Origin of the sequence: Myxacorys almedinensis A (genome assembly GCF_010091945.1) — a bacterium.
In the GTDB taxonomy this organism is placed as follows: domain Bacteria; phylum Cyanobacteriota; class Cyanobacteriia; order Leptolyngbyales; family Leptolyngbyaceae; genus Myxacorys; species Myxacorys almedinensis.
This window is the reverse complement of sequence record NZ_WVIE01000014.1, coordinates 1-20,494: the sequence shown is the minus strand read 5'-3', so window position 1 is coordinate 20,494 and position 20,494 is coordinate 1. Positions and strand designations below refer to the sequence as shown.

The following is a 20,494-nucleotide window of genomic DNA, read 5'->3' as shown; positions in this document are numbered from 1 at the left end:
TTCCTCCGGAGTTGCGCCTAGCGCTAATCGCGATACAAATAAAAATCAAACCCAAGTTAGAACGCTAGTTACAACGCTACAAACGAACGAATCTCTCGTTATCGTCTGCGAGGAACTTTATTGAGGTAGTCGATGCTAGAAGCAGAGACGCTCTGAGCATAATTACCTTTGGTAGAAACCGAAGCCGCCATATCGCGATACCGGCGCGGATCGCCTTCTGCCAACTGCCGCTCCTGGAATTTCTTAGCAGAGAAGTTGCTGACCACAAACTGCCAGTCGGTTTTCACCGTTCCGGCACTGGCGCGGAAATCTTCACCATAGCGAGGCGTCACCAAGTTAAACGGGCGACCTTCCATGCGGCGACGCTGATAAGGGACGGTGTAGTCCCCAAACGCCATCGTGTACTCTTCGCTGCTGAGCAGTTCATCCACAAAGCCATCAAAGCCCTTGGTCGCAATTTTGATCGACCAAGCAATCTCTTCGTCTTTGTTATAAGAGTCGCGACCCAAAAAGCGCTTGAGGCAAATTTGCACCAGTCGATAATTGTTGTTAACTTCAACCACGGTGCTGTAAAACCGGGAAGACTTTGCCAATTCGGCAATGAATCCGCGAACGGTAGTTACACCGTTTCTCAAACGAGATTCAGACGTGATCTGACGGTTGAACTTTAAGGTTTCATGTTCGCTAAACACTTGGCGATAACACGCCCAAATCAGAGCTTCCATTTCCGTCGAAGAACCGACTTCTTCTATGCGATAGATGTAGGGTGCATCTTCGTTTCGATCCGCTTTGCCAAAGGTGCTAACGCGGTGGTTTTGAGTTGTAGGCTTGTAGTCGAGTAAGGGCAATGCCATGCCAGAATTTCCCCCGTAATATAAAGGATAGGTATGGATTAGAGAATGGATGTATTAATCCAAAGCGTAACACTAATCATCCCGTGTCACGATTATCCCGTGTCAAGGATGCAAACACCAGGTTTAGCGCAACGGGAAACCCGAAGCGGTGCTAATTGAGGCTGCCGTGCCAGAGACAGCGCGATCGCGGGTCATGTCGGGAATGGCAATATTTGCGGTTGACACCGGCGTATACTGCACTGGCGTTACCGTCACCGATCGCGCCATGTCGCGGAAGTTGGCGATGTCGCCCCACATATAGCGGTTGGTGCTTTCTTGATCCCGCCAATAGTCGGCGTAGCTGGGCGTCACCAGGTTAAACGGACGATCGTTATAGCGACGACGCTGGTAAGGAACCGTAGTATCGCCAAACGCTTGGGAGTATTCTTCGCTATCGACGATCGCATCGACAAAGCGATCCCATCCCAGAGTCGCAATCTTGATCGACCACGACAATTCTTCCTCGTGATTGTAGGAGGAGCGACCGAGCAACCGCTTGAGAGTCAGGTTCACTAACCGGTAGTTAGAGTTCTTCTCAATCACCCAAAGGCGGAAGGTTTCAGACTTTGCCAAACCGCGAATAAAGTCACGAACGGTAATAGTTCGGTTCTTAAGCTGCGATTCCAAATTCGTCTGACGACTGCTTTTTAAGATCACATGCTCACTAAACACTTGGCGATAGCCTGCCCAAATTAGGTCAGCAATATCGCTTTGGTCGGTGCAGTTTTCTAACCGATAGATGTAAGGCGTATCTTCGCCCGGAACTTCGTAGCCCTCGACGCGCTGATTTTGCGTAGACGGTTTGTACTCAAGGAGAGGAATAGGCATAAGTTAAGGCAGGAGAAAGAACAAGAACAGGTTTAGACTTTGGCATTCGAGGGAATATAGCGGTAGGGCAACGCCACGGATGTCCGACGAAGGGTGGGGGTCGGCGTCGTGGTTTTGTGCGTCGTATCGGGCACAGCGATCGCACTAGAGGTTGCCCGCGCTACGTGGCGCTGCGAATCTAATTGGGGGGTCGAGAGGCTTTGCGCCATGCTCAAGAAATTCGCAGGAATGGCTCGACGAATTACTTGCTTGTCTAGATTTCCCGCGCTATAGGTCCGCACTTGATAGTAAGAACGGGTTGCCAAATCCATCGACAGCAAGCGATTGCGCCAGTAGTCGCCGTAGCGAGGGTTGACCAAGTTAAAGGGGCGACCTTCCATCCGCCGCCGTTGAAACGGGACGATATCGGTTCCAAAGGTTTCGCGGTATTCTTCGCCATCGAGAATTGAGTCGATAAACCCGTGCAATCCTTGGGTTGCGATCACGATCGATTGAGAAAGTTGCTCGCTTTGCCCATAGGACGAGCGACCCAAAAAGCGTTTGAGGGTGATATCGACCAATCGATAGTTGGAATTAGTATCGGCAACTAGCTGACGATAAACGTCTGATTTTCCTAAGCCGCGAATGAAATCGGCGACGCTAATTGCCCGATTTCTCAACTGCGATTCGAGGAATTTCTGACGATAGCTTTGCAAAATCAACTGCTCAGCAAAAATCTGACGATAGGCTGCCCAGATGACGCGATCGACATCTTCTGGGCTTTGGGCGTCCGCCAAGCGATACCTGATCGGATCATCTTCGTCTATCACGTCGTAGCCGTTGACGCGCTGGTTTTGAGTTTTTGGCTTAACTTCAAGTAAGGGCAGCATAGATCACTGTGCGTAGGGGACAATCGTAAGCTGGTGTTGAGCCATTGAGGCTCGCGCTCTGACCACTTCATCCTCATCGGTTTGGCGCAGGTGCTCTAACCGTTCGAGGGCTTGGCGAGTCAAATCAGTTGTTTCAGAACAATTCTGAAGAGTGAAGATCCAAGACTGAAACGCCGCGATCGCAGCGTAGCGAATCGTCCAATCTGAATCGTGGGACACAAGCAGCAAGGTGGAAACCGTGCGATCGTGAATCGACGGCTGACCGTCTAGATCACGCGGCTGCCAGCGCAGAGTGCCCAATCCTTTGATGGCAGCCCGCCGGACGCTGGGTGCAAAATCAGTTGCCGCCGCCTCTAGCAACACCTCAAAAGCGCGCGGGTCTGCGATCGCAGCGAGTGCTCGTAAGCTAGAGGCTCTGGCTCCATAGTTGTAGTCATCGATCTGCTCTAGCAACAATGGCACGGCTGCCTCACCCATCTGCACCAATCCTGCCACCGCCACCGATGCGGCACCCGGATTGTTGTATCCCAGCACCTCGATTAGCGTTGGAATGGCGCTGAGTGATGCCGTCTGGGCTAAAGCTCGGACAGCGCCAATCAGCGTTGCGGGAGAGTCCGCCTGGGCGATCGCGGTGATCAAAGGTTCGATAGCAGGATCGGTGGCAATCATGGAGCAGAGACAGGATAAAGATCATCAACGGGAACGAAGATCCTCCCCGTTCTATAGCAGCGTATCCATCAGCGTCATCAGGCGAATCGCCGCTTCAGAGTGAGCATCATTTTCGCTTAAATGATGACCCAGCAAGCCCTTGAGCGCGAGGAGCTTAAAGCTATTCTCGACAGGAGCCTGAGCGATCGCACTAGCCGCCGGCACATATCCAATTGCGCCTAGATCCGCTAGGGCAGAGCGACGCAATTGAACCTCGCTGCTGCTGAGTGCCCCCACCAAATGCTCGGCGTAGTAGGGGTCATGGGTGAGTTGGTAGAGCGATCGCATTGCGGCATACCGAACTCGCTCAACTCCATGGTCAGCAAAGGGACGAATCTGCTCTACCGCCTCCGTCGCGTGCAGCGTGCCGAGCGCTTCAATCACTGCTTCGTAAGGCTGAACCAGATGGGGAAGACCCGGTGCAAACTGGGCAGCATCTACCCCGCCGTCTAGCAAACTGAGGAGAGCGGAAATGCAGCTTGCATCACCGAGCGCTTCAAGTGCTTGCGCTGCTGCTTCGCGTACATAAAAATCAGAGCAGTCGAGGCATCGAATGAGTGCCGCTACTGCCCGCTTATCGCCGAGTTTACCCAGTGCCCGGGCTGCGTTACGCCGCAAGGGATAACCACCCATCGCCGTACGATTTGCGTCATCATCAAGTGCCGCAATCAGGGCATCTACGGCGACCACATCGCGTACTCGAAACTTACCAAGCCACCACGCCGCATAATAACGAATGCTCAAATCTTCGTGGCGCAGGTTTGCGATCGCTTCGTGAGCTTCCGGAGGAATCGCTTCGTGAGCTTCCGGAGGAATCGCTTCGTGAGCTTCCGGAGGAATCGCTTGTTCCGTCGCTAGAAATTGAACATTCGCCAGATCGGGTTGTTTGCTCGGAGAGTCCATGACGTGCAGCATTAACCTATCAATTCGATATTGACAATTTTTCCACCCAAACGGCTGATGCGCTGCATTTCGTCACTCATGCGGCTATAGGGAACCGTGATAAACATGCTGCCGCTATTGCGAATCTCATAGCTGTTTTTATCGGTTTCATCGTTCTGACGCAATCCAGCCACTTCAAACCGAAACATACGGCTTGCCGATGAGGAAATGCCACCAGAACCCACGGTTGTTTGACCAAACATAACTTCAGTTCCTCAACGAATGAATAGTAAACACGTTAAAATCGGCAAATCAAATTAGGAGACGCGATCGACACCAGAGAGCCAGCCCTTAGTTAGCGATCGGGCGACTCTTTAGGGGGCGGGGGAGCATCGTTGGACTTTGCCTGGGTCGTTTGTTGAGCTCCCGTCGCTTTGCTTTTCCCTTTCGCTTCCAAGTTTTGGTTAGCCGTAGCAGCTTGCATCTTCGCAGTGCTGTCGCCATCTAGGGTTACAGGCTGAATGCTGACGATATTGCCGCCCATCCGTAAAATCCGCTGCATTTCGTCATTCATCCGGCTGTAGGGCACCGTGATATAGAAACTGCCGCTTGTGCGAATCGGGTAGCCGAGTTGATCGCTTTCGTAAGTCTGACGCATCCCTTCAACTTCGTAGCGAAACATGCGATTTTCAGCACCACTTAGCCTGCTACTGCCCAGTGCAGTTTGACCAAACATAATTTATTGCTCCTGTAGTGAGATCCATGGGGCATCTGGGGAGACAGACAATGCCTCCCGAATGTTGCGACTAAGCGCGAGATACGTTCACAATTTTGCCGCCCTTCTTTGTAATCTCCTGAAGTTTTTGGGAGAGTTGCTCGTAGGGCACTAAGATTGCGCTGCTGCTGCGACGCACCTTAGGATAACCAGGCTGCAAAATTCCAGTCACCTCAATGCGGTATACCCGCCCGCTTTCCTGCTGGGTTCCACCGAGGGCTTTTCTCGGTGCTGCATCATCAGGAATTGCCGCATGTTTCCAGCCCGATGCTCCACTACCGCCACCCGAAGGTTTGTCAATTCTAGAGGCAAAGTTTTGCCCAAGTTCGCGCGTGAGGCGAGGAGATTTACCACCGATACTGCCGCGATCGCTGCTGGCATACCCGCGATACAACCGAAACATGCGCGTAAAGCCAGTGGTTCTCACCCCCGCTTCCACCTGAAAGCCGGTGTAATACGGAACAACGTTGTTGCCAAACTTATTTTCGTATTCCATGCTGTCAATGTAGGAATCGATTTCAGCATCGTAACCCTGTTCTTCGCAAAGCCCCGTGTGGTATCCCCACTCTGCCTCATCGTAGGGCGCGCGACCGAGTAGATGTTTAAAGTTAAGCTCAACAAACCGTTGGTTTGAGTTGCGGTAGAAAAATTTGCTTTTATACAGGTCAGACTTTGCGATCGCCCGAACAAAATCCCGTACTGTGGTCATGCCCTGCCGCAGCAATGACTCTGCCGAGACCAAGCGCTCTGACTTCATGATGTAGTCATTACCCAAAACCTGACGGTACGCCGCACGAAAGACGGATTGCAATTCGGCTTCTGTCCAGTCTGGTCGTAGCTCTACTCTCGAAGAATCATCAAATGCAGACAGCCCTAACGGTCCGGCTGCTGCCAAGTTGTTTACTAATAAGCCGCCCATGCTTGTCCCCCAACACAACAATAAACTTCTTAATCAAACTTAAGAAAAACAATGCCCGGAAAAACGAGCAACTGTTAGCCACTCTGCCAACACTCGCTAATTTCTCCGGGCACACAGCACCTGAAGATTAGCTCAGGGCGTTAATTGCATAGTCAATGTAGGTGTTGGCTTGGTTAGCCGCTTGACCACTGAGACCATGATTCGACTTGATGTGGGTAAGCGCTTCAACATACCAGCTAGGAGAAAGCTCAAAGCTGCGGTTGATTTCGTCTAAACCAGCAATCAAGTACTCATCCATCGGACCTGTACCACCTGCGATTAAGCAGTAGGTAACCATCCGCAGGTAATGACCGACGTCACGAGCGCACTTAGACTTACCACGGGAATCAGCAGCGTACTGAGGACCCTGCATTTGGGTGGTGTACGGGAACTTTTGGTAAACAGCGTTTGCGGCACCGTCGATCAAGCTTTGTGCATTAGAGGTTAAGGCACGAGCCGCTTCTAAACCAGCCGTAGCTTGCTCAAAACGACCATTTGCGGCCTGCAATTCGGTGTTACCCAGAAAACGACCTTGGGTATCTGCTGCTGCGATCGCTTCGGTAATTGGGGTCTTCATTGTTTGGTTATCTCCCTAAAAAGTGTGTCCTGCAAAGGTTTGGTGAAAACAATGTCTAGCCGGTTAGTGTCTAGCCGGTTGAGGCACAATGCTCACAGAGAAGCAATCGCCTTAGGCAACCGCAGAAGCAGCGCGATCGAAGTAGCTTGATAGCTCAGACATGATGGAGCTACAATCGCCACGGCTAATGCCAGGTGCATTCTGGTCATTTGCGATTTTGACGGCAATATCCTTCATTTTTTGGACGCCAGCAGCGGTCGAACCACCTGGAACGCCAAGAGCTTGGTAGGTTTCACGCAAACCGTTGAGGCAACGATCGTCCAGAACGCTAGCATCACCCGCCATCAACGCATAGGTCACATAGCGCAAAATGATTTCCATATCGCGCAAGCAGGCAGCCATACGACGGTTGGTGTAAGCATTTCCACCGGGCTGAATGAGTTGAGGCTGATCTTCAAACAGAGCACGAGCGGCGTCAGTCACGATGGACGAAGCGTTGGTGCTGATGCGGTTAACTGCATCAATGCGCTTGTTGCCTTCTTTGATCATGTTGTTCAGCGCATCAAATTGACCGCTGCTCAGAAAATCACCTTTGGCGTCAGCCTGGGAGACAACCTTAGCGAATGCATCTAGCATGGATGACTTCTCCTAAATGTTTGGTTTGAGTTCGGATTTGGTTCAGAACTGGAAGGTGGATCTGAAGCCATTTGGGGTACGAAAACTAGCGGGAAGGATTGGAAACCGCTCACTTGCTAATCAGGCATCCCTTAAATCAGTGTTGCACTAGTTAGGTTACAAAACTGAAGTTTCTGAGAAATTATGAGAAATTGTCACATTTCTATAAGGAAAGCAGAATCTTAATCAGCAGGTGTTCTATATGGGTTTCTTTTGTTGGTTCCCCCTACAGGTTTACTTTATACAATGCAGTAGAGCCGTTATTTGTTACAAGTTGTTGATTTATATCAAGTTAAAGGAAATAAATCGCAGAATGCCTAAAACTCTAGACATCTGGCGGAAACTTGAAGCGTTTTTTGGCGATTTTCTGAGGAGAGTGGTGTTAATTAGATGAAGTTTTGTTGATTTAATATTTTCTTTAGATCGGTGTAAATCTCTTCACTATGAGATTTCAGGCGTTTTCAGAATTATGAACTCTGTAAATTTTGGTGACAGATTGTAACGTAATTCTTCAGAGAATATGTTTCAGTTTATTAAGTTTGCCTGGGGCAGCAAGTTTCGTCGCGATTTTTGCAGAAATCAAGTAGTCGAAGTGCTCAATTTACAAATAGGCATAGGCGGAAGAGGGAATACTGCTGCGATAAAAGCAAAAGCACGAGGCAAAGCATGACCCCTAAGCATGGCAGCAATGTAGGGAGAGAAATGAATTAGTAGGGGGTACCACTCCGAAGCGATCGCTGTCTTAATAGCTCTAGCGCCTTTGTAAATAAGGGAGGCAAGGGCGCGATCGCTTCTACCCATTCGGTTGTTATCGGATGTTTTAGCCTCAACCGCCACGCATGAAGCACTTGCCCCGGCAACTTAATTTTGATCGAGCGTCCAGAACTATAAGTCGGATCTCCAACGATCGGATGCCCAATAAACGCACTGTGCACTCGAATTTGGTGGGTTCGTCCAGTTTCTAATTCAAATTGCATTAGCGTAAAGTTGCCTAACCGCTCTTTTACCTGCCAATGGGTTACGGCGCGCCGTCCGCCCTTTTCTTCTGGCACAACGGCTTGTTTCTGCCGATCTACTAAATGCCGCCCGATCGGGTGATCGATCGTGCCAGTGTCAGATCTCGGTGCGCCGTAAACAATGCCAAGATAATCACGCTTGGCTGTTTTCAGCCTGAACTGTTCTTGCAAATGATGAAACGCCAGGTCTGTTTTGGCGACTACGATCGCGCCTGTTGTGTCTTTATCTAACCGATGGACAATTCCTGGACGCTGAATTCCATTAATTCCCGGTAGCGTTGTGCAGTGGGCAAGTAAAGCATTAACCAGGGTGCCCGATTCGTGCCCCGCAGATGGATGCACAACCAATCCCGCAGGTTTGTTGATAATGATCAGCGAATCGTCTTCGTAGAGAATATCCAGCGGAATAGGTTCTGGGTCAAGCCGCAGAGGTTGGGCATCTGGAACCTCGATGTGAATGCGATCGCCGTCTTGCACATCTACCTTTTTAGACGTACAGACCTGACCGTTGACCAAAACGTAACCTTGTTCGATCAGGTGTTGGAGGCGCGATCGCGACAGATCTGGTAGCTGTTCTGCCAGAAAGCGATCGATGCGCTCATGAGGCGCGTCAACATATAATTCAATCTGCGAAGACAAGGGTTCTAGAGCCTCTGACACAATTTATTCATTCTCAGCGATGAACTCCATTTTTAGCCACGATCGCTCCGATTTCTGACTCACCCTATTCACTTCCCTCAGGCTTAGAATTCTTAGCTTAGAATCCTCACGGCAGTTTTAGCACAACCTGATTGCGCCCTTTCTGCTTTGCCTCATACAATCCGGCATCTGCCACGTCAACTAAGACCTCAGGAGATAAATCGGCGGTCGGCACGATACTTGTAACCCCCAAACTCAACGTGATAAACGGAGACACCCACGAACCACTGTGATCAATTGCTAGCGCCTGCATCTGCGACTGCACCACTTTAGCCACCCGCAGCGCTCCATGGGCATCTGTGTTGGGCAAAAGAATCACAAACTCTTCACCTCCGTAGCGTGCCGCCAAATCGGTAGGACGCTTCACCGAGTTTTTTAGCACACTTGCAATCATCCGGAGACACTGATCGCCCTTTGAGTGACCATACGTATCGTTGTAGCTTTTGAAATAATCTACATCGCATAAAATCACTCCGAGCGGCGTTTGCGATCGCAACGATCGAGACCATTCTCGATGCAACGTTTCATCAAACATGCGGCGATTTGCCAGCAGCGTCAACGGGTCTTGATTAGACAAAACGGTAAGTTGCTGTGCCTCAAACGTCATCATCGTTGCCCCTGCAAGAATGATGGCGAGCGACATCGGCACCAGCGGCAACCACCAGCCCAGCATCAGCGCCCCGAAAGACGCAAGAAAAATTGCCCCCGCCAACAAGAGCGTCAGCGTAATTTTATAGAAGTGGAAGAACCGCCGCGCTCCAATCCATGCACTAGAATAAGCCAGCAGGGCGATCAAACTCCACTCTACCCACTTTGGCAAGACTCGAATCAACGGACGCCCATCTAGAACCGTACTCAAAATTTGGCTTGTCAGGGTAGCGTGCAGTTCCATTCCGGAAATGGGAACCGGAGCCGAACCGGTCGCACTACTGTACGACATAAAAAAAATGTCTGAATTGCCTGCGGAAATATCGCCCACTAACACAATGCGATCGCGAAACGTGGTTGAAGGCACGGTTTGATCTAAGATATCTCGCACAGCAACCATCTTAAACGGTTGTCGCCGTGTGCGCGGGTTGAGCAACACTTGATAGCCCCCGTCATCTGCATTGACATATCCCCCATCATCTTTGCTAAACATGGGAAATTTAGCGCCCCGGAGGCGAAAATCATTAGAACTCTCTTCTGGGGTCACGCCTAGAGGCTCTAAATACTCTAACGCTATTCTCAACCCCAGTCCTTCCACGAGCGGCGGTTCACTATTGACAAACAACACGCCCCGTCGCACCCGCCCATCAACATCAGGAACCACATCACTTGCCGCAATGCGATCGCTCTCAACCAACATCGGATGCCCGGCGACATCGTTACCATTTTTACTGCCGATAATTTTGGCAATTCCAATCAGGTTGGGTGTTGTTTGAAACACATCGAGCAAGGCTTTGTTGCCCGGTTGAGTCGGTAAATTACGATAAAGATCTAGCCCAATTACGCGAGGCTGTTGCGCTTTGATTTTGGTTAGCACCCTAGCTAACGTCTGATCCGGAATTTGAGCGCTGCCCAAGGTCTGAAAGTCGTTTTCATTAAAGCCTACAAGCACGATGCGATCGTCAACCGGTTCTACAGGGCGCATCTGCAAGAGCCGATCAAACGCGGCTAGTTCAGAACTCTGCAACCCGCCCAAATCACGGATCAGCATGATACATCCTGCTGCTGCCAAGCCAGACAACACTAAGACTCGGTGTCTCCATAAAAATTTTTGTCCCCGTGTACGAACCAGATGGGCAGACTTCGATTTCATAGTGGATTGTGACATCGGCGCTTAGGTCTCTGAGGTATCTGGCGCTAGAGCAAAATCGATGCTAGAAGCACAATTGATTCCATCTAGCGTTCCAGAGTGTCTAAAATCTGCTACTCAGTATAGGCTATGCAAATTCTTTGTCATTATTCTTTTTCCTTGCAATTATTTCTTCAAGGGGAAAGCACGTTGAAATCGACGCTCTTGCCCAAACTGTTTCAGAGAATTACATTCCAAAAGGGATCTTAAAGCAAGGCACGAACTTGTGTTAAAGTTCCATAATCTAGAGATTGTTTAATGTTGATTGACAAAGTTGAGCCACAGTGCCGCATCAGACGCATCAGTTTATGAGAATCGCCGCCATTGCAGCCGATCATCATCGTATTAAAAATAGTATTGAACAGATTAAAACTATAAGCTTAAAATGCCTAAGAATTAAAATCGGCAATGAGTAGACATACCGGAAAAATCGCTACTTGACAAGGCATCAGCACGGGTCAAAACTCAAATTAAACATCAAACTAAACAGGTACTTAGTGATCGCAACGCAGCATTAGCACCTATCGCTCAAGAGTTCATCATTTTGAGGTTACGATCGCCGTTTATGACCAACCTGCATCGAGCAGCTTTTGTTCTGCTGTGGGTCTTGTTTACTGCTCTGGGTGAAAGTGCACAGGCAGAATCGATTACCCCAGCTTCTGACGGAACGGGGACTACTATTACCCCTCAGGGCAATCAGCTTGATATCAGGGGAGGAACGCAAGCAGGAGACAACCTGTTTCATAGCTTTGATCGATTCAATCTTTCCGCCGAGCAGATTGCTCATTTCATCTCCAATCCAACGATTCAAAATATTTTGGGTCGTGTGGTGGGGGGCGATGCCTCTCTTATTCATGGCTTAATTCAGGTTACAGGTGGCAACTCAACCTTATTTTTGGTCAATCCGGCAGGTATTGTGTTTGGGGCAACGGCTCAACTGAATGTCCCAGCTTCGTTTTACGCAACAACGGCAACGGCAATTGGGTTTGGCGATCGCGCTTGGTTTAACGCCGTGGGTGCTAATCAGTATGCAACGCTGATGGGGGTGCCCGACCGCTTTGCCTTTTCTGCCCAAAATGCGGGTGTGATTGTCAACCAGGGAGCCTTGTCAGTGGGTCAAGGGCAGTCGTTGACGCTGTTTGGGGGAACGATCGTCAACTTAGGCATGCTAAGCGCACCGGGTGGAACGATTGCGATCGCGGCGATCCCCACTGAAGGAATTGTGCGGCTAACACCCCAAGGTAGTCTGCTAAGTCTAGATTTGCCAATTGACAAAACTCAACATTTTGCAACCGGAACGACAACGGAAACAGTATTGCCAGAGTTGCTCACCGGTGGAGCATTGAGCAATGCTACGGGTCTCAAAATTGAAAATGGTGTGATCAAGCTAACGCCATCATCACCTCCAATTTCGGTAGAGCGGGGCATGGCGATTGTCGCGGCGCAAAACCCCGATACAGCCACAAGCGGCGTCCTCTCTGTTGCATCGTCCAAGCCGACGCTTCATCCTCCATCGATCCAAATTGTTGGAGACAAGATCGCGCTGCTCAACGCCAAACTTAACGCTTCAACCCCTACGAGTGGCGGCACCGTTTTGATCGGAGGAGATCCTCAAGGAACCGGCACGTTGCCCCGCGCTCGGTTTGTGTTTGGTGATGCAGACACTCAAATCTCTGCCAATCCGCTTCAGGGTGGTCAGGGCGGGAGCATTGTGCTTTGGGCAGATGAGGCAACCCGGTTTCATGGAAAAATTGTGGCGCAAGGCGGACACGTTGAAACATCAGGCAAAAGCAGTTTAGATGTCACTGGTGCAAGGGTTAGCGCCGCATCTTGGCTGCTCGATCCATCGAATATCAACATTGTCAAAGGGGGGGCAGGCGCGCCAATATCGGGCATGTTTGACCCGGCTACGGCGATAGGAACAATTGACCCAACTGCGATCGCATCTGCTCTGGACAATGGAACCAACATCACCATTACAACTGCCAATGGAAAAAACGGACATGGAGATATTACACTAACGGATTCGATCGACCAAACACAAGGGGGAACGGCGGCGTTAACGCTAACCGGGCGACGATTCATTCATCCAGGTCATGCCTCGATCAATCTCAGCAGCACTGGCAATTTAACTTTTAATCTCAATCAAGTTGCTCCTGAAACCAATGCACCTAGTAGCTCGATTCAGAATGCAATCAATGCGATCGGTGAGGTGAATGGCAACCGTACCATCCGTTTGGGGGAAGGAGCCTATAGCGGCACTCCCCTCGTGCTAGATCGCTCGGTCAACATCCAAGGCGCGCCCACAGCCACCCTAGATGGAAGCAGAACGGCTCGTGTGTTAGAAGTTAAGGACAACGTGACCTCCACCTTGCAGAATCTCACGATTACGGGTGGGCATACAACCAGCGCCGGAGGTGGCATTTATGTTGTTGGCGAAAATTCTAATCTTACGGTGCTCAACAGCCGAGTGATTGGGAATCAGGCAGCCTACGGTGGCGGCATCTCAAGCCAAACCTTTAGCACTCTCAACCTGTTTGACAGCATCGTGTCTAACAATACGGCAACGATCGCCGGGGGCGGGGTTGAGAGCACCTTTGGTGCAAAACTAAATATTGCCAATAGCACCATTTCGCATAACACGGCTGAATATGCTGGCGGAGTTTCGCTGTTTCAAAACAGGGGCGCGACGATTGCCAACAGCATTATTTCAGACAATACGGTTAATCTCAATGGCGGCGGAATCTTCAACGATCAGACGAATCTAACGGTTACAGATAGCCAAATTTTTGGCAATCGTTCGGGTATCAATGGCGGCGGAATTTACAATCTTGGCGTCGCCACTATTCGCAACACAACTGTTAAAAATAACATCGCTAATCACACTGGTGCCGGAATCAAAAATGAAGCCGTGATGTCGATTGCAAACAGTCTCATTACCGACAATGCGGTTGGTCAAGATGGGGGCGGCATCTACAACCAAGCTACGCTCATTCTTTCAGACAGCACAGTGTCAAATAATAGTGCCACAACGGGCGCAGGGCAGGGCGGTGGGCTTGCCAATAATGAGCCAACGTCTGAACTGACGATCTCAAGAACTGAGTTTGCGAATAACCGTGCTCGCAAAGGAGGCGCGATCGCAGTGTTTAATGATCGTTTCGTCAATATTCATGACAGCGTGATCTCAGGAAATGTTGCGCTCGATCAAGGCGGCGGCATTTTCACCAGCGGCAACCATTTGTTTATCGCAAACAGCACTATTTTCAACAATCAAGCGGCAACCAATGGCGGCGGGCTGATCAGTTTTGGAACGACCGCGATCGACAGCACCGCAATCTCCCAAAACCGAGCGGCAACCAATGGCGGTGGGCTTCACTTGAGCGATCACACAACGATTATTAACAGCGATATTTCTAGAAACCAATCGGGGCAAAATGGCGGTGGAATTCACAACAGCGATCGCGGCAATCTCACCATTGTAGATAGCACCGTGTCGAGCAACCGCGCGGTGATTCAGGGAGGCGGCATCAGCAATCATGGGCAACTGCAAATTTTAACTAGCACGCTCTCGCAAAACGTAGCTGAAGGAAATTCTAACGCTAGAGGAGGCGCAATTCAAAACGCTGGAGCAAACGCGAATTTGTTTATTACAGGTAGCCAATTGCTCAATAACCGCTCTGCTATTGGTGGTGCAATCAACAATACATTAGGTAATTCTGTCACGATCAACAATAGCGTGGTTTCGGGAAATATCGCTGAGAACGAAGCGGGTGGGCTGCGAACAGATAAAACAACTGCCCTGACAATTACCAACTCTCGGTTTCTAAGTAATCGAGCACAAAGCGGCGCTGCCGGAGGAATTTATGCGGGTGCAGAGACAACAATTACGCGATCGCTAATTCAAGGAAACACAGCAAACGGTGATGGCGGCGGCATCTACAGCGTTGGCGATTTACACATTTCAGAAAGCAGCATTTTAAACAACACAGCCCAGCAGGGAGGAGGAGCCGCAGTTACAGCCGGTAGCGCAACGATGAATCGCAGCACGATCGCCGCAAATACTGCGGCTCAATTTGGGGGTGGAATCTTTAGCACTACTCCGCTGAATTTAACCAACGTCACTATCTCTGGAAACGCGGCGACTACGGGCGGTGGCATTTATAGTGGCGGAGCTACAGTGATTAGAAATAATACGCTGACGAACAACCAGGCAAATCAATTAGGGGGAGGAATTTTCAACAGTTTGGGGACTGTTCAGCTTCAAAATACGATCGTTGCTGGCAATCGAAATGCGATCAGCCCTGATGTTGCAGGAAACGTTAGCGATCGCGGCACTAACTTAATCGGCATCAGCAACGGAAGCACGGGCTTTACAACAAGCACACTGGTGGGTACAGCAACTCGTCCCCTTGATCCGCTACTGGATGCCTTGGCAGATAACGGCGGGTTTTCTCAAACTCATGCTCTGTTAGCTAGAAGCCCTGCTATTAATGCAGGCAACAACACAGTTGCACCCTCAACCGACCAACGAGGCGCTCCTCGCATTCAGCAAACTAGCATTGATATTGGCGCTTTCGAGTCAGATCTGTTGCCTTCGTCTGCTCCGGTGTCTCCTGCTCCGCCACAGCCCCCAGAGCCAATTAATCCAGGGGATTTGACGGGTCAGAACCAACCTAATTTAGAAACAAAATCCCCTGCCGAAGCTCCACGTCCGTTGTCGCTTGTGGCAACGCTAGATCAATCACTTAGTACTGACTATGAGCAATACTACGGGCTAAATAGCACCCCGAAACTAAGACTACAAGATGTTGAAGCTACTCTTGGCAAAGTTCAACGGCAAAAAGATGTCCGCTCGGTGATTGTCTATGCCATATTTACCTCTCAAAGCACTACCCCAGCACCCCAAACTGGCGAGCGGTACGAAGAGTCTGCCGAACCGCTCACGCCCTTTTTGAGATCGAAGCTCAAACGAGATGACGATCGGTTAGATCTCGTGCTAGTCACCCCCATTGGAACAACCATTCGCTATTCAACCAATGCAACTCGTGCTCAAATCATTCAGCAAGCCAAACTGTTTCGCTTAGCTGTTTCTGATGTCGATGATGAGACAGGCTATGTGGCACTGGCAAAACAACTCTATGGTTGGCTCCTGCAACCCTTAGAGCAAGAGCTAAAACGTCAGAATATTACCAGCCTGATTTATTGTTTTGATGAAGGACTCAGAACGGTTCCGATCGCAGCCATTTCAGATCAACAAGACCACGCTATTCATCGCTATACGGTTTCGGTGATTCCTAGCGTTTCTCTGATCGATCGCGATATTACTGACCTGCGCGATCGCACCCTTTTAGCCATGGGCGCAGACCAGTTTTCAGCGCTTGATCCCTTGCCTGCCGTCCCTACAGAATTGCAGTTGGTGAGCGAACAGTTTTGGAAAGGCAAACACTTTCTCAATCAAGACTTTACCCTCGAAGAACTCTTACGTCAGAAAAAAGTCGAAAATCCTGGCATTCTCCACTTGGCAACTCATGCTCAATTTAATGCCGGAGCGCCTAGCCAGTCTTACATTCAACTCTGGAACTCTCGCATTAATCTTAGCCAAATGCAATCGATTGGCTGGGCAAATCCGCCGCTAGAACTGCTTGTCTTAAGTGCCTGCGATACTGCGATCGGAAGTTCGGATGCCGAATTAGGCTTTGCTGGGCTGGCAACCGCCGCCGGGGTTCGGTCGGTCATGGGGAGCCTGTGGACTGTTTCAGACATTGGAACGCTCGCTCTCATGAGCGAATTTTATGTGCAACTGCAAACCGCTCCAACGCGCGCAGAAGCCCTCAGACGTGCCCAACTTGCCCTCAAAAACGGCACCGTTCGCATTGAAAATGGCAAGCTGATCACCAGCCAAAAATCTGTGTCATTGCCGCAGAAAATCATTCCGAAGCCTGGAACGATTCTGTTTACCCATCCGTTCTACTGGTCGGCTTTTACCCTGGTTGGAAATCCGTGGTGAGGCAGGCAATTCACTTCGAGCAAAAAATTTAACCTGTTTAATTTTCTACTCATTTCTTAAAAATCCGGCTGGTCAGTTACTCCTCCGGTAAAGGTAAACTAATGCTTTAGACGAAGACCTTGACCAATCAGCCTTCTCAGTTTAAAGACCCCTTTCGCTAGCTCAACAATCCATCCGGTTCATCCTGATGAGCAACCTCTGCGAGGCTTTTATCCTACGGCTTTCCTAGAAAAACGCAACAGAGTTTGGTTTCTGCTTTTGGCGATTGGCATTCCGCAGGTCGTGTACCGTATCACACCTCAATACTTTAGATTATGACTACACTCAGATTGCTTCGGTTTTTTGCCCCGCTTGCCGTGACAAGTTTAATTGCGATCGCGGCTGTTCCAACTAAGGTGAAGCTCTCTCAGCCGCTTCAGATAGGGGAGACTGCCACTGCTGCGCCCTCTCAACGAGTTCGGTGGACACCCAAACGAAAGCTAGGCACAATCCGCAGTACCCTCTCTGGAGGCAGACGAGGACACCTCGACACGGCTCCAGCCAGTACAACCTGCGACTTCGGCAACGATTCTGTGCCGACCACCATGACGCTGCTTGTGCCCAAGTCCAACGAAGGGCTGTACACAACCGCCGCCAACCCCACCTTTTTCTGGCACACAACGACTGAGCGCCCCGTCTCTGCTCAGTTCATCATGACCGATCCAGATCTGGCAGAACCCATCTTTAGCCGCACCATCCAGATTTACCATTCTGGAGTGTCTCGCATCACTCTTCCCCCGGCGATCGCATTGCAGCCTGATAAAACTTACCGTTGGGCTGTCTTGCTGGCGTGCAAAGGGGTTTCTGGTGAGGTCTACGCTAGAAGCTTTGTAGAACGAGTTGATGAGCCAATGCTGCTTCAAAAAGTGGCGGATCAGTCTGATTTTGATCAAGCGGTGAGCTTTGCCGATGAAGGCATCTGGTACGATGCTTTCGATGCACTGATTCGGGCAAATCAAGGAAATCCGGGTAATGCGGCGCTCAGGGCTGAGCTAAAGTCGTTGCTGGTTCAGGTGGGCGGCAATCCGAAGGCTGTGGCTGAGCGAGAGGCATCGATTGTGCGGCGATTCTAATGCAATGGTGAAAGCTCTTTTCCTCAACTAGCCCGCGATGGGTTTGCGGGCGGTTGGGCAACAAAGGAAAAGAGGAGGTCGAACTCACGTTAACGATTACCAACGCGGGTTCAGATGCGCCCGGTCGTCATCAGCTTATATCCGCCAGCAAACGAGGCAAACGCTAGGGAAAACGCCCATAGGCTCATGGGTTTCAGCACAATGCCACCGCTTAAAAATGCCAAAATCATGCCTAGCCCGATCAACAGCCACCCCCATTGCTTGGCGCTCGATCGCGCAAATAGTACCGTAAAGACTCCGCTCATCACGGCTAAGACTGATCCGGTAGCAGGAATCCCTCGCCACCAATAGACCGAACCCTGCGTCGCCACAATGACGTTTTGTCCTAAAAAGTAAAGCCCAAGCAGGAGCAATCCAAAGCCGACTAGTTTTAATAGCGATCGCATGTCCTAATTCTCCTCAAATCTCACTCACGGTTATAGCTCAATGGGTATAAAGAGGCTACTTTTTTAAGATGCCCCTCCTGGCGTTTACCTGCTTACATCCCTTCGTTTCATTACGAACCGCAAAGGACATGGGCGAATTTCCTACCATGGAGAAGTCGAAATCAGGAAAGGCGTTATGGTGCGGTTACAGCGTTGGCAGTGGGCGGTTTTAGGGCTTCCGATCGTACTGGTCGTCGGATTTTTGCTGATCGCTGCTGGTCTCCAGATCCACGAGTGGAACATTAATTGGATTTGGGCAATCGTCGGACTTTTGTTTGTTGGATGGCGATGGCTGCTTGTCCGGTGGACGCAGCCTGCCCTACGGCAAGTCGAAGCCGCCGTTGCTGAGCTTTCTCAAGACGCTAGCGAAGCCCTCACCCCTGCCTCGCCTGACGGATTAGACCACCCCGACAGATTGAGCCACCCTGACGAATTGAGCCAAACGATAGAAACCGAAGTCCAGGCAATTTTGGATGCGTCGCGCAGCGATCCGCCCTTGTGGGAAGACTGGAACGTATTTTGGATGCGCTGCCAAAGCATTATTCAAGCGATCGCACAGATCTACTATCCGCAAACCCAAAAACCGTTGCTCAACATCTATATTCCCCAAGCCTATACCTTGCTGCGAGGCACGGTAGACGACTTAGATCAATGGATGGGGCGGCTGTCGCCCGTTCTCAACCAGGTCACGATTGGGCAGGCATATCAAGCCTACGAGGTTTATCAAAAGCTAGAACCGTCGGCACGGCGGATTCTCAAAGCCTGGACTTGGGCGCAGTGGGTGCTAAACCCGGCGGTGGCAGTGGCTAGAACAGCGACTCAAAAAACCAGCGATCGCGCCACTCAAGAATTGCTTGGAAACTTGAACCAGCTTTTACGAGAAGCTGCCCTGCGAAACTTAGCCAGACAAGCGATCGCCCTCTATAGCGGCAGCAATACCCCAAAATCAGATCTGCTCGTTACCCAAAGCACCCCGCCCAAAACGCAAACTCAAACCCTGCGAGACATCATCGCTGGGGCAACATCGCCCGAAACCGTTGCCCAACAGCCTGTCAATCTCATGCTGGTCGGGCGCACCGGAGCCGGAAAGAGCAGTTTGATCAATACGCTGTTTGTTCGGGCAAACGCTCAGGTCGATGCGTTGCCATCAACCGATAAAATCCAGGCGTATCAGTGGGAGACGCCTACGGGAGAAATGCTGACCCTGTGGGACACCCCCGGCTATGAACAAGTCGATCGCGCCGATCTCCGTGATCAGGTTCTCGATCATGCGACCCATACCGATCTGGTTTTGCTGGCGACTCCGGCGCTCGATCCAGCCTTGCAGATGGATTTAGATTTTTTGAATGAGTTAAAGTCTGAAGCGTCGGATTTGCCGATTATCAGTATCGTTACGCAGGTTGATCGGCTGCGTCCACTGCGGGAATGGAGTCCTCCGTATGATTGGCGCATCGGCGATCGCGCGAAAGAAATCTCCATTCGGGAAGCCGTGAACTACCGGGCAGACGTGTTGGGGCAGTCTTGCTCATTGATATTGCCAATCGTCACCGGCTCTGAAGATCGAACCGCTTGGGGCATCGATGCCCTGTCGATCGCCCTTTTAGATGCGATCGCGCCTGCCCAGCAATTTCGCCTCGCCCGCTTTCTCAGAAACTTAGACGCCAGAACCACTGCCGCCGCTCGCATCATCGATCGCTACACCTTCCAAATGGCGACCACTCAAGGACTCGCTGCCTTCCTCAAAAGTCCAATTCTGCGTTTTCTCTCGACCCTGACGACCGGATCGCCAACCCTAGCCCTGCTCCTGGCTGAAAAAATTCCAGTAGAGCAACTCCCCGTCGTCATCGGCAAATTACAAATGGCGTACGACCTGTACAATCTTTTGTCAGTGGATCAGGCAAATCCCCCTAGCTTCGACCTACTAGCCCTCTGGAGTCTGTTGCTGGAAAATACTGCCCCCCCCGATCGGCAAGCCTGGGCATTTGGTCATGCGCTCACCGAATATTGGGCACAACATCTCTCGATCGAGCAGCTTCAAACCCGCTTTCATCACTATCTCAATCAGCCCGGCTACCAGCGCCAGGGTTAAACGCAGGCTTAGCTCGACTTTATCCATCTTGAAGGAGAGGAAAGGAAGCAAGATTAGGAAAGCGTTGTTTGATTTGTCCTGATG

The 20,494-nt window shown here is 50.6% G+C and carries 16 protein-coding genes; 3 read left to right on the top strand and 13 right to left on the bottom strand.

The features are described from left to right. Nucleotides 1-98 precede the first annotated feature (98 nt). From GS601_RS13000 to GS601_RS12945, 12 genes are all read right to left on the bottom strand, one after another. Complete coding sequence (locus tag GS601_RS13000) at nucleotides 99-854, bottom strand: phycobilisome rod-core linker polypeptide (RefSeq protein ID WP_162423720.1); 756 nt, start codon at nucleotides 852-854, stop codon at nucleotides 99-101. Between the two features lie 123 nt (nucleotides 855-977). After that, a complete protein-coding gene (locus tag GS601_RS12995) occupies nucleotides 978-1,721 on the bottom strand; it encodes a phycobilisome rod-core linker polypeptide (RefSeq protein ID WP_162423719.1) in 744 nt (247 codons plus the stop codon). Nucleotides 1,722-1,753: 32 nt separating this feature from the next. After that, complete coding sequence (locus tag GS601_RS12990; protein WP_162423718.1) at nucleotides 1,754-2,590, bottom strand: phycobilisome rod-core linker polypeptide; 837 nt, start codon at nucleotides 2,588-2,590, stop codon at nucleotides 1,754-1,756. A 3-nt stretch (nucleotides 2,591-2,593) separates the two neighbouring features. After that, complete coding sequence (locus GS601_RS12985; RefSeq protein WP_162423717.1) at nucleotides 2,594-3,259, bottom strand: HEAT repeat domain-containing protein; 666 nt, start codon at nucleotides 3,257-3,259, stop codon at nucleotides 2,594-2,596. 51 nt (nucleotides 3,260-3,310) lie between these two features. Further along, complete coding sequence (locus tag GS601_RS12980; protein ID WP_162423716.1) at nucleotides 3,311-4,201, bottom strand: HEAT repeat domain-containing protein; 891 nt, start codon at nucleotides 4,199-4,201, stop codon at nucleotides 3,311-3,313. Between the two features lie 11 nt (nucleotides 4,202-4,212). Continuing rightward, nucleotides 4,213-4,443 carry a phycobilisome linker polypeptide gene (locus GS601_RS12975; protein ID WP_162423715.1) on the bottom strand — a complete coding sequence of 77 codons (231 nt, stop codon included), beginning with the start codon at nucleotides 4,441-4,443 and terminating at the stop codon, nucleotides 4,213-4,215. A gap of 92 nt (nucleotides 4,444-4,535) precedes the next feature. Next, entirely contained in the window at nucleotides 4,536-4,916 is a 381-nt protein-coding gene (locus GS601_RS12970; RefSeq protein WP_162423714.1) for a phycobilisome linker polypeptide, read from the bottom strand. 70 nt (nucleotides 4,917-4,986) lie between these two features. Continuing rightward, entirely contained in the window at nucleotides 4,987-5,874 is an 888-nt protein-coding gene (locus tag GS601_RS12965; protein ID WP_162423713.1) for a phycobilisome linker polypeptide, read from the bottom strand. Nucleotides 5,875-6,001: 127 nt separating this feature from the next. After that, nucleotides 6,002-6,490 carry a phycocyanin subunit alpha gene (gene cpcA, locus GS601_RS12960; RefSeq protein ID WP_162423712.1) on the bottom strand — a complete coding sequence of 163 codons (489 nt, stop codon included), beginning with the start codon at nucleotides 6,488-6,490 and terminating at the stop codon, nucleotides 6,002-6,004. 111 nt (nucleotides 6,491-6,601) lie between these two features. Beyond that, on the bottom strand, nucleotides 6,602-7,126 hold the full coding sequence (locus GS601_RS12955) for a phycocyanin subunit beta (RefSeq protein WP_162423711.1): 525 nt from the start codon (nucleotides 7,124-7,126) through the stop codon (nucleotides 6,602-6,604). A gap of 746 nt (nucleotides 7,127-7,872) precedes the next feature. Beyond that, the gene (locus GS601_RS12950; RefSeq protein ID WP_162423710.1) at nucleotides 7,873-8,820 is read right to left on the bottom strand and encodes an RluA family pseudouridine synthase; all 948 of its coding nucleotides are present in this window, start codon (nucleotides 8,818-8,820) and stop codon (nucleotides 7,873-7,875) included. A gap of 127 nt (nucleotides 8,821-8,947) precedes the next feature. Further along, nucleotides 8,948-10,681, bottom strand: a complete 1,734-nt coding sequence (locus GS601_RS12945; RefSeq protein WP_162423709.1) for a CHASE2 domain-containing protein — start codon at nucleotides 10,679-10,681, stop codon at nucleotides 8,948-8,950. A gap of 601 nt (nucleotides 10,682-11,282) precedes the next feature. Between GS601_RS12945 and GS601_RS12940 the strand changes: the two genes are divergently transcribed. Next, nucleotides 11,283-16,724, top strand: coding sequence for a CHAT domain-containing protein (locus GS601_RS12940; protein WP_162423708.1), 5,442 nt, complete (start codon nucleotides 11,283-11,285; stop codon nucleotides 16,722-16,724). 314 nt (nucleotides 16,725-17,038) lie between these two features. Further along, nucleotides 17,039-17,836, top strand: coding sequence for a DUF928 domain-containing protein (locus GS601_RS12935; RefSeq protein ID WP_162423707.1), 798 nt, complete (start codon nucleotides 17,039-17,041; stop codon nucleotides 17,834-17,836). A 110-nt stretch (nucleotides 17,837-17,946) separates the two neighbouring features. Here GS601_RS12935 and GS601_RS12930 read toward each other — a convergent pair whose 3' ends face one another. Then, nucleotides 17,947-18,282 (bottom strand): hypothetical protein, encoded by a 336-nt coding sequence (locus tag GS601_RS12930; protein WP_162423706.1) that lies wholly within the window; start codon nucleotides 18,280-18,282, stop codon nucleotides 17,947-17,949. A gap of 175 nt (nucleotides 18,283-18,457) precedes the next feature. Here GS601_RS12930 and GS601_RS12925 point away from each other — a divergent pair, with 175 nt between their 5' ends. After that, the gene (locus tag GS601_RS12925) at nucleotides 18,458-20,410 is read left to right on the top strand and encodes a GTPase family protein (protein WP_162423705.1); all 1,953 of its coding nucleotides are present in this window, start codon (nucleotides 18,458-18,460) and stop codon (nucleotides 20,408-20,410) included. Nucleotides 20,411-20,494: the final 84 nt, after the last annotated feature.

Bases quoted from the DNA above. Each gene is read 5' to 3' on its own strand.
- GS601_RS12930 (WP_162423706.1), bottom strand. From the start codon at position 18,282: ATGCGATCGCTATTAAAACTAGTCGGCTTTGGATTGCTCCTGCTTGGG.
- GS601_RS12925 (WP_162423705.1), top strand. From the start codon at position 18,458: ATGGTGCGGTTACAGCGTTGGCAGTGGGCGGTTTTAGGGCTTCCGATC.
- cpcA (WP_162423712.1), bottom strand. From the start codon at position 6,490: ATGAAGACCCCAATTACCGAAGCGATCGCAGCAGCAGATACCCAAGGT.
- GS601_RS12940 (WP_162423708.1), top strand. From the start codon at position 11,283: ATGACCAACCTGCATCGAGCAGCTTTTGTTCTGCTGTGGGTCTTGTTT.
- GS601_RS12935 (WP_162423707.1), top strand. From the start codon at position 17,039: ATGACTACACTCAGATTGCTTCGGTTTTTTGCCCCGCTTGCCGTGACA.
- GS601_RS12975 (WP_162423715.1), bottom strand. From the start codon at position 4,443: ATGTTTGGTCAAACAACCGTGGGTTCTGGTGGCATTTCCTCATCGGCA.
- GS601_RS12965 (WP_162423713.1), bottom strand. From the start codon at position 5,874: ATGGGCGGCTTATTAGTAAACAACTTGGCAGCAGCCGGACCGTTAGGG.
- GS601_RS12980 (WP_162423716.1), bottom strand. From the start codon at position 4,201: ATGGACTCTCCGAGCAAACAACCCGATCTGGCGAATGTTCAATTTCTA.
- GS601_RS13000 (WP_162423720.1), bottom strand. From the start codon at position 854: ATGGCATTGCCCTTACTCGACTACAAGCCTACAACTCAAAACCACCGC.
- GS601_RS12945 (WP_162423709.1), bottom strand. From the start codon at position 10,681: ATGAAATCGAAGTCTGCCCATCTGGTTCGTACACGGGGACAAAAATTT.
- GS601_RS12985 (WP_162423717.1), bottom strand. From the start codon at position 3,259: ATGATTGCCACCGATCCTGCTATCGAACCTTTGATCACCGCGATCGCC.
- GS601_RS12995 (WP_162423719.1), bottom strand. From the start codon at position 1,721: ATGCCTATTCCTCTCCTTGAGTACAAACCGTCTACGCAAAATCAGCGC.
- GS601_RS12990 (WP_162423718.1), bottom strand. From the start codon at position 2,590: ATGCTGCCCTTACTTGAAGTTAAGCCAAAAACTCAAAACCAGCGCGTC.
- GS601_RS12955 (WP_162423711.1), bottom strand. From the start codon at position 7,126: ATGCTAGATGCATTCGCTAAGGTTGTCTCCCAGGCTGACGCCAAAGGT.
- GS601_RS12970 (WP_162423714.1), bottom strand. From the start codon at position 4,916: ATGTTTGGTCAAACTGCACTGGGCAGTAGCAGGCTAAGTGGTGCTGAA.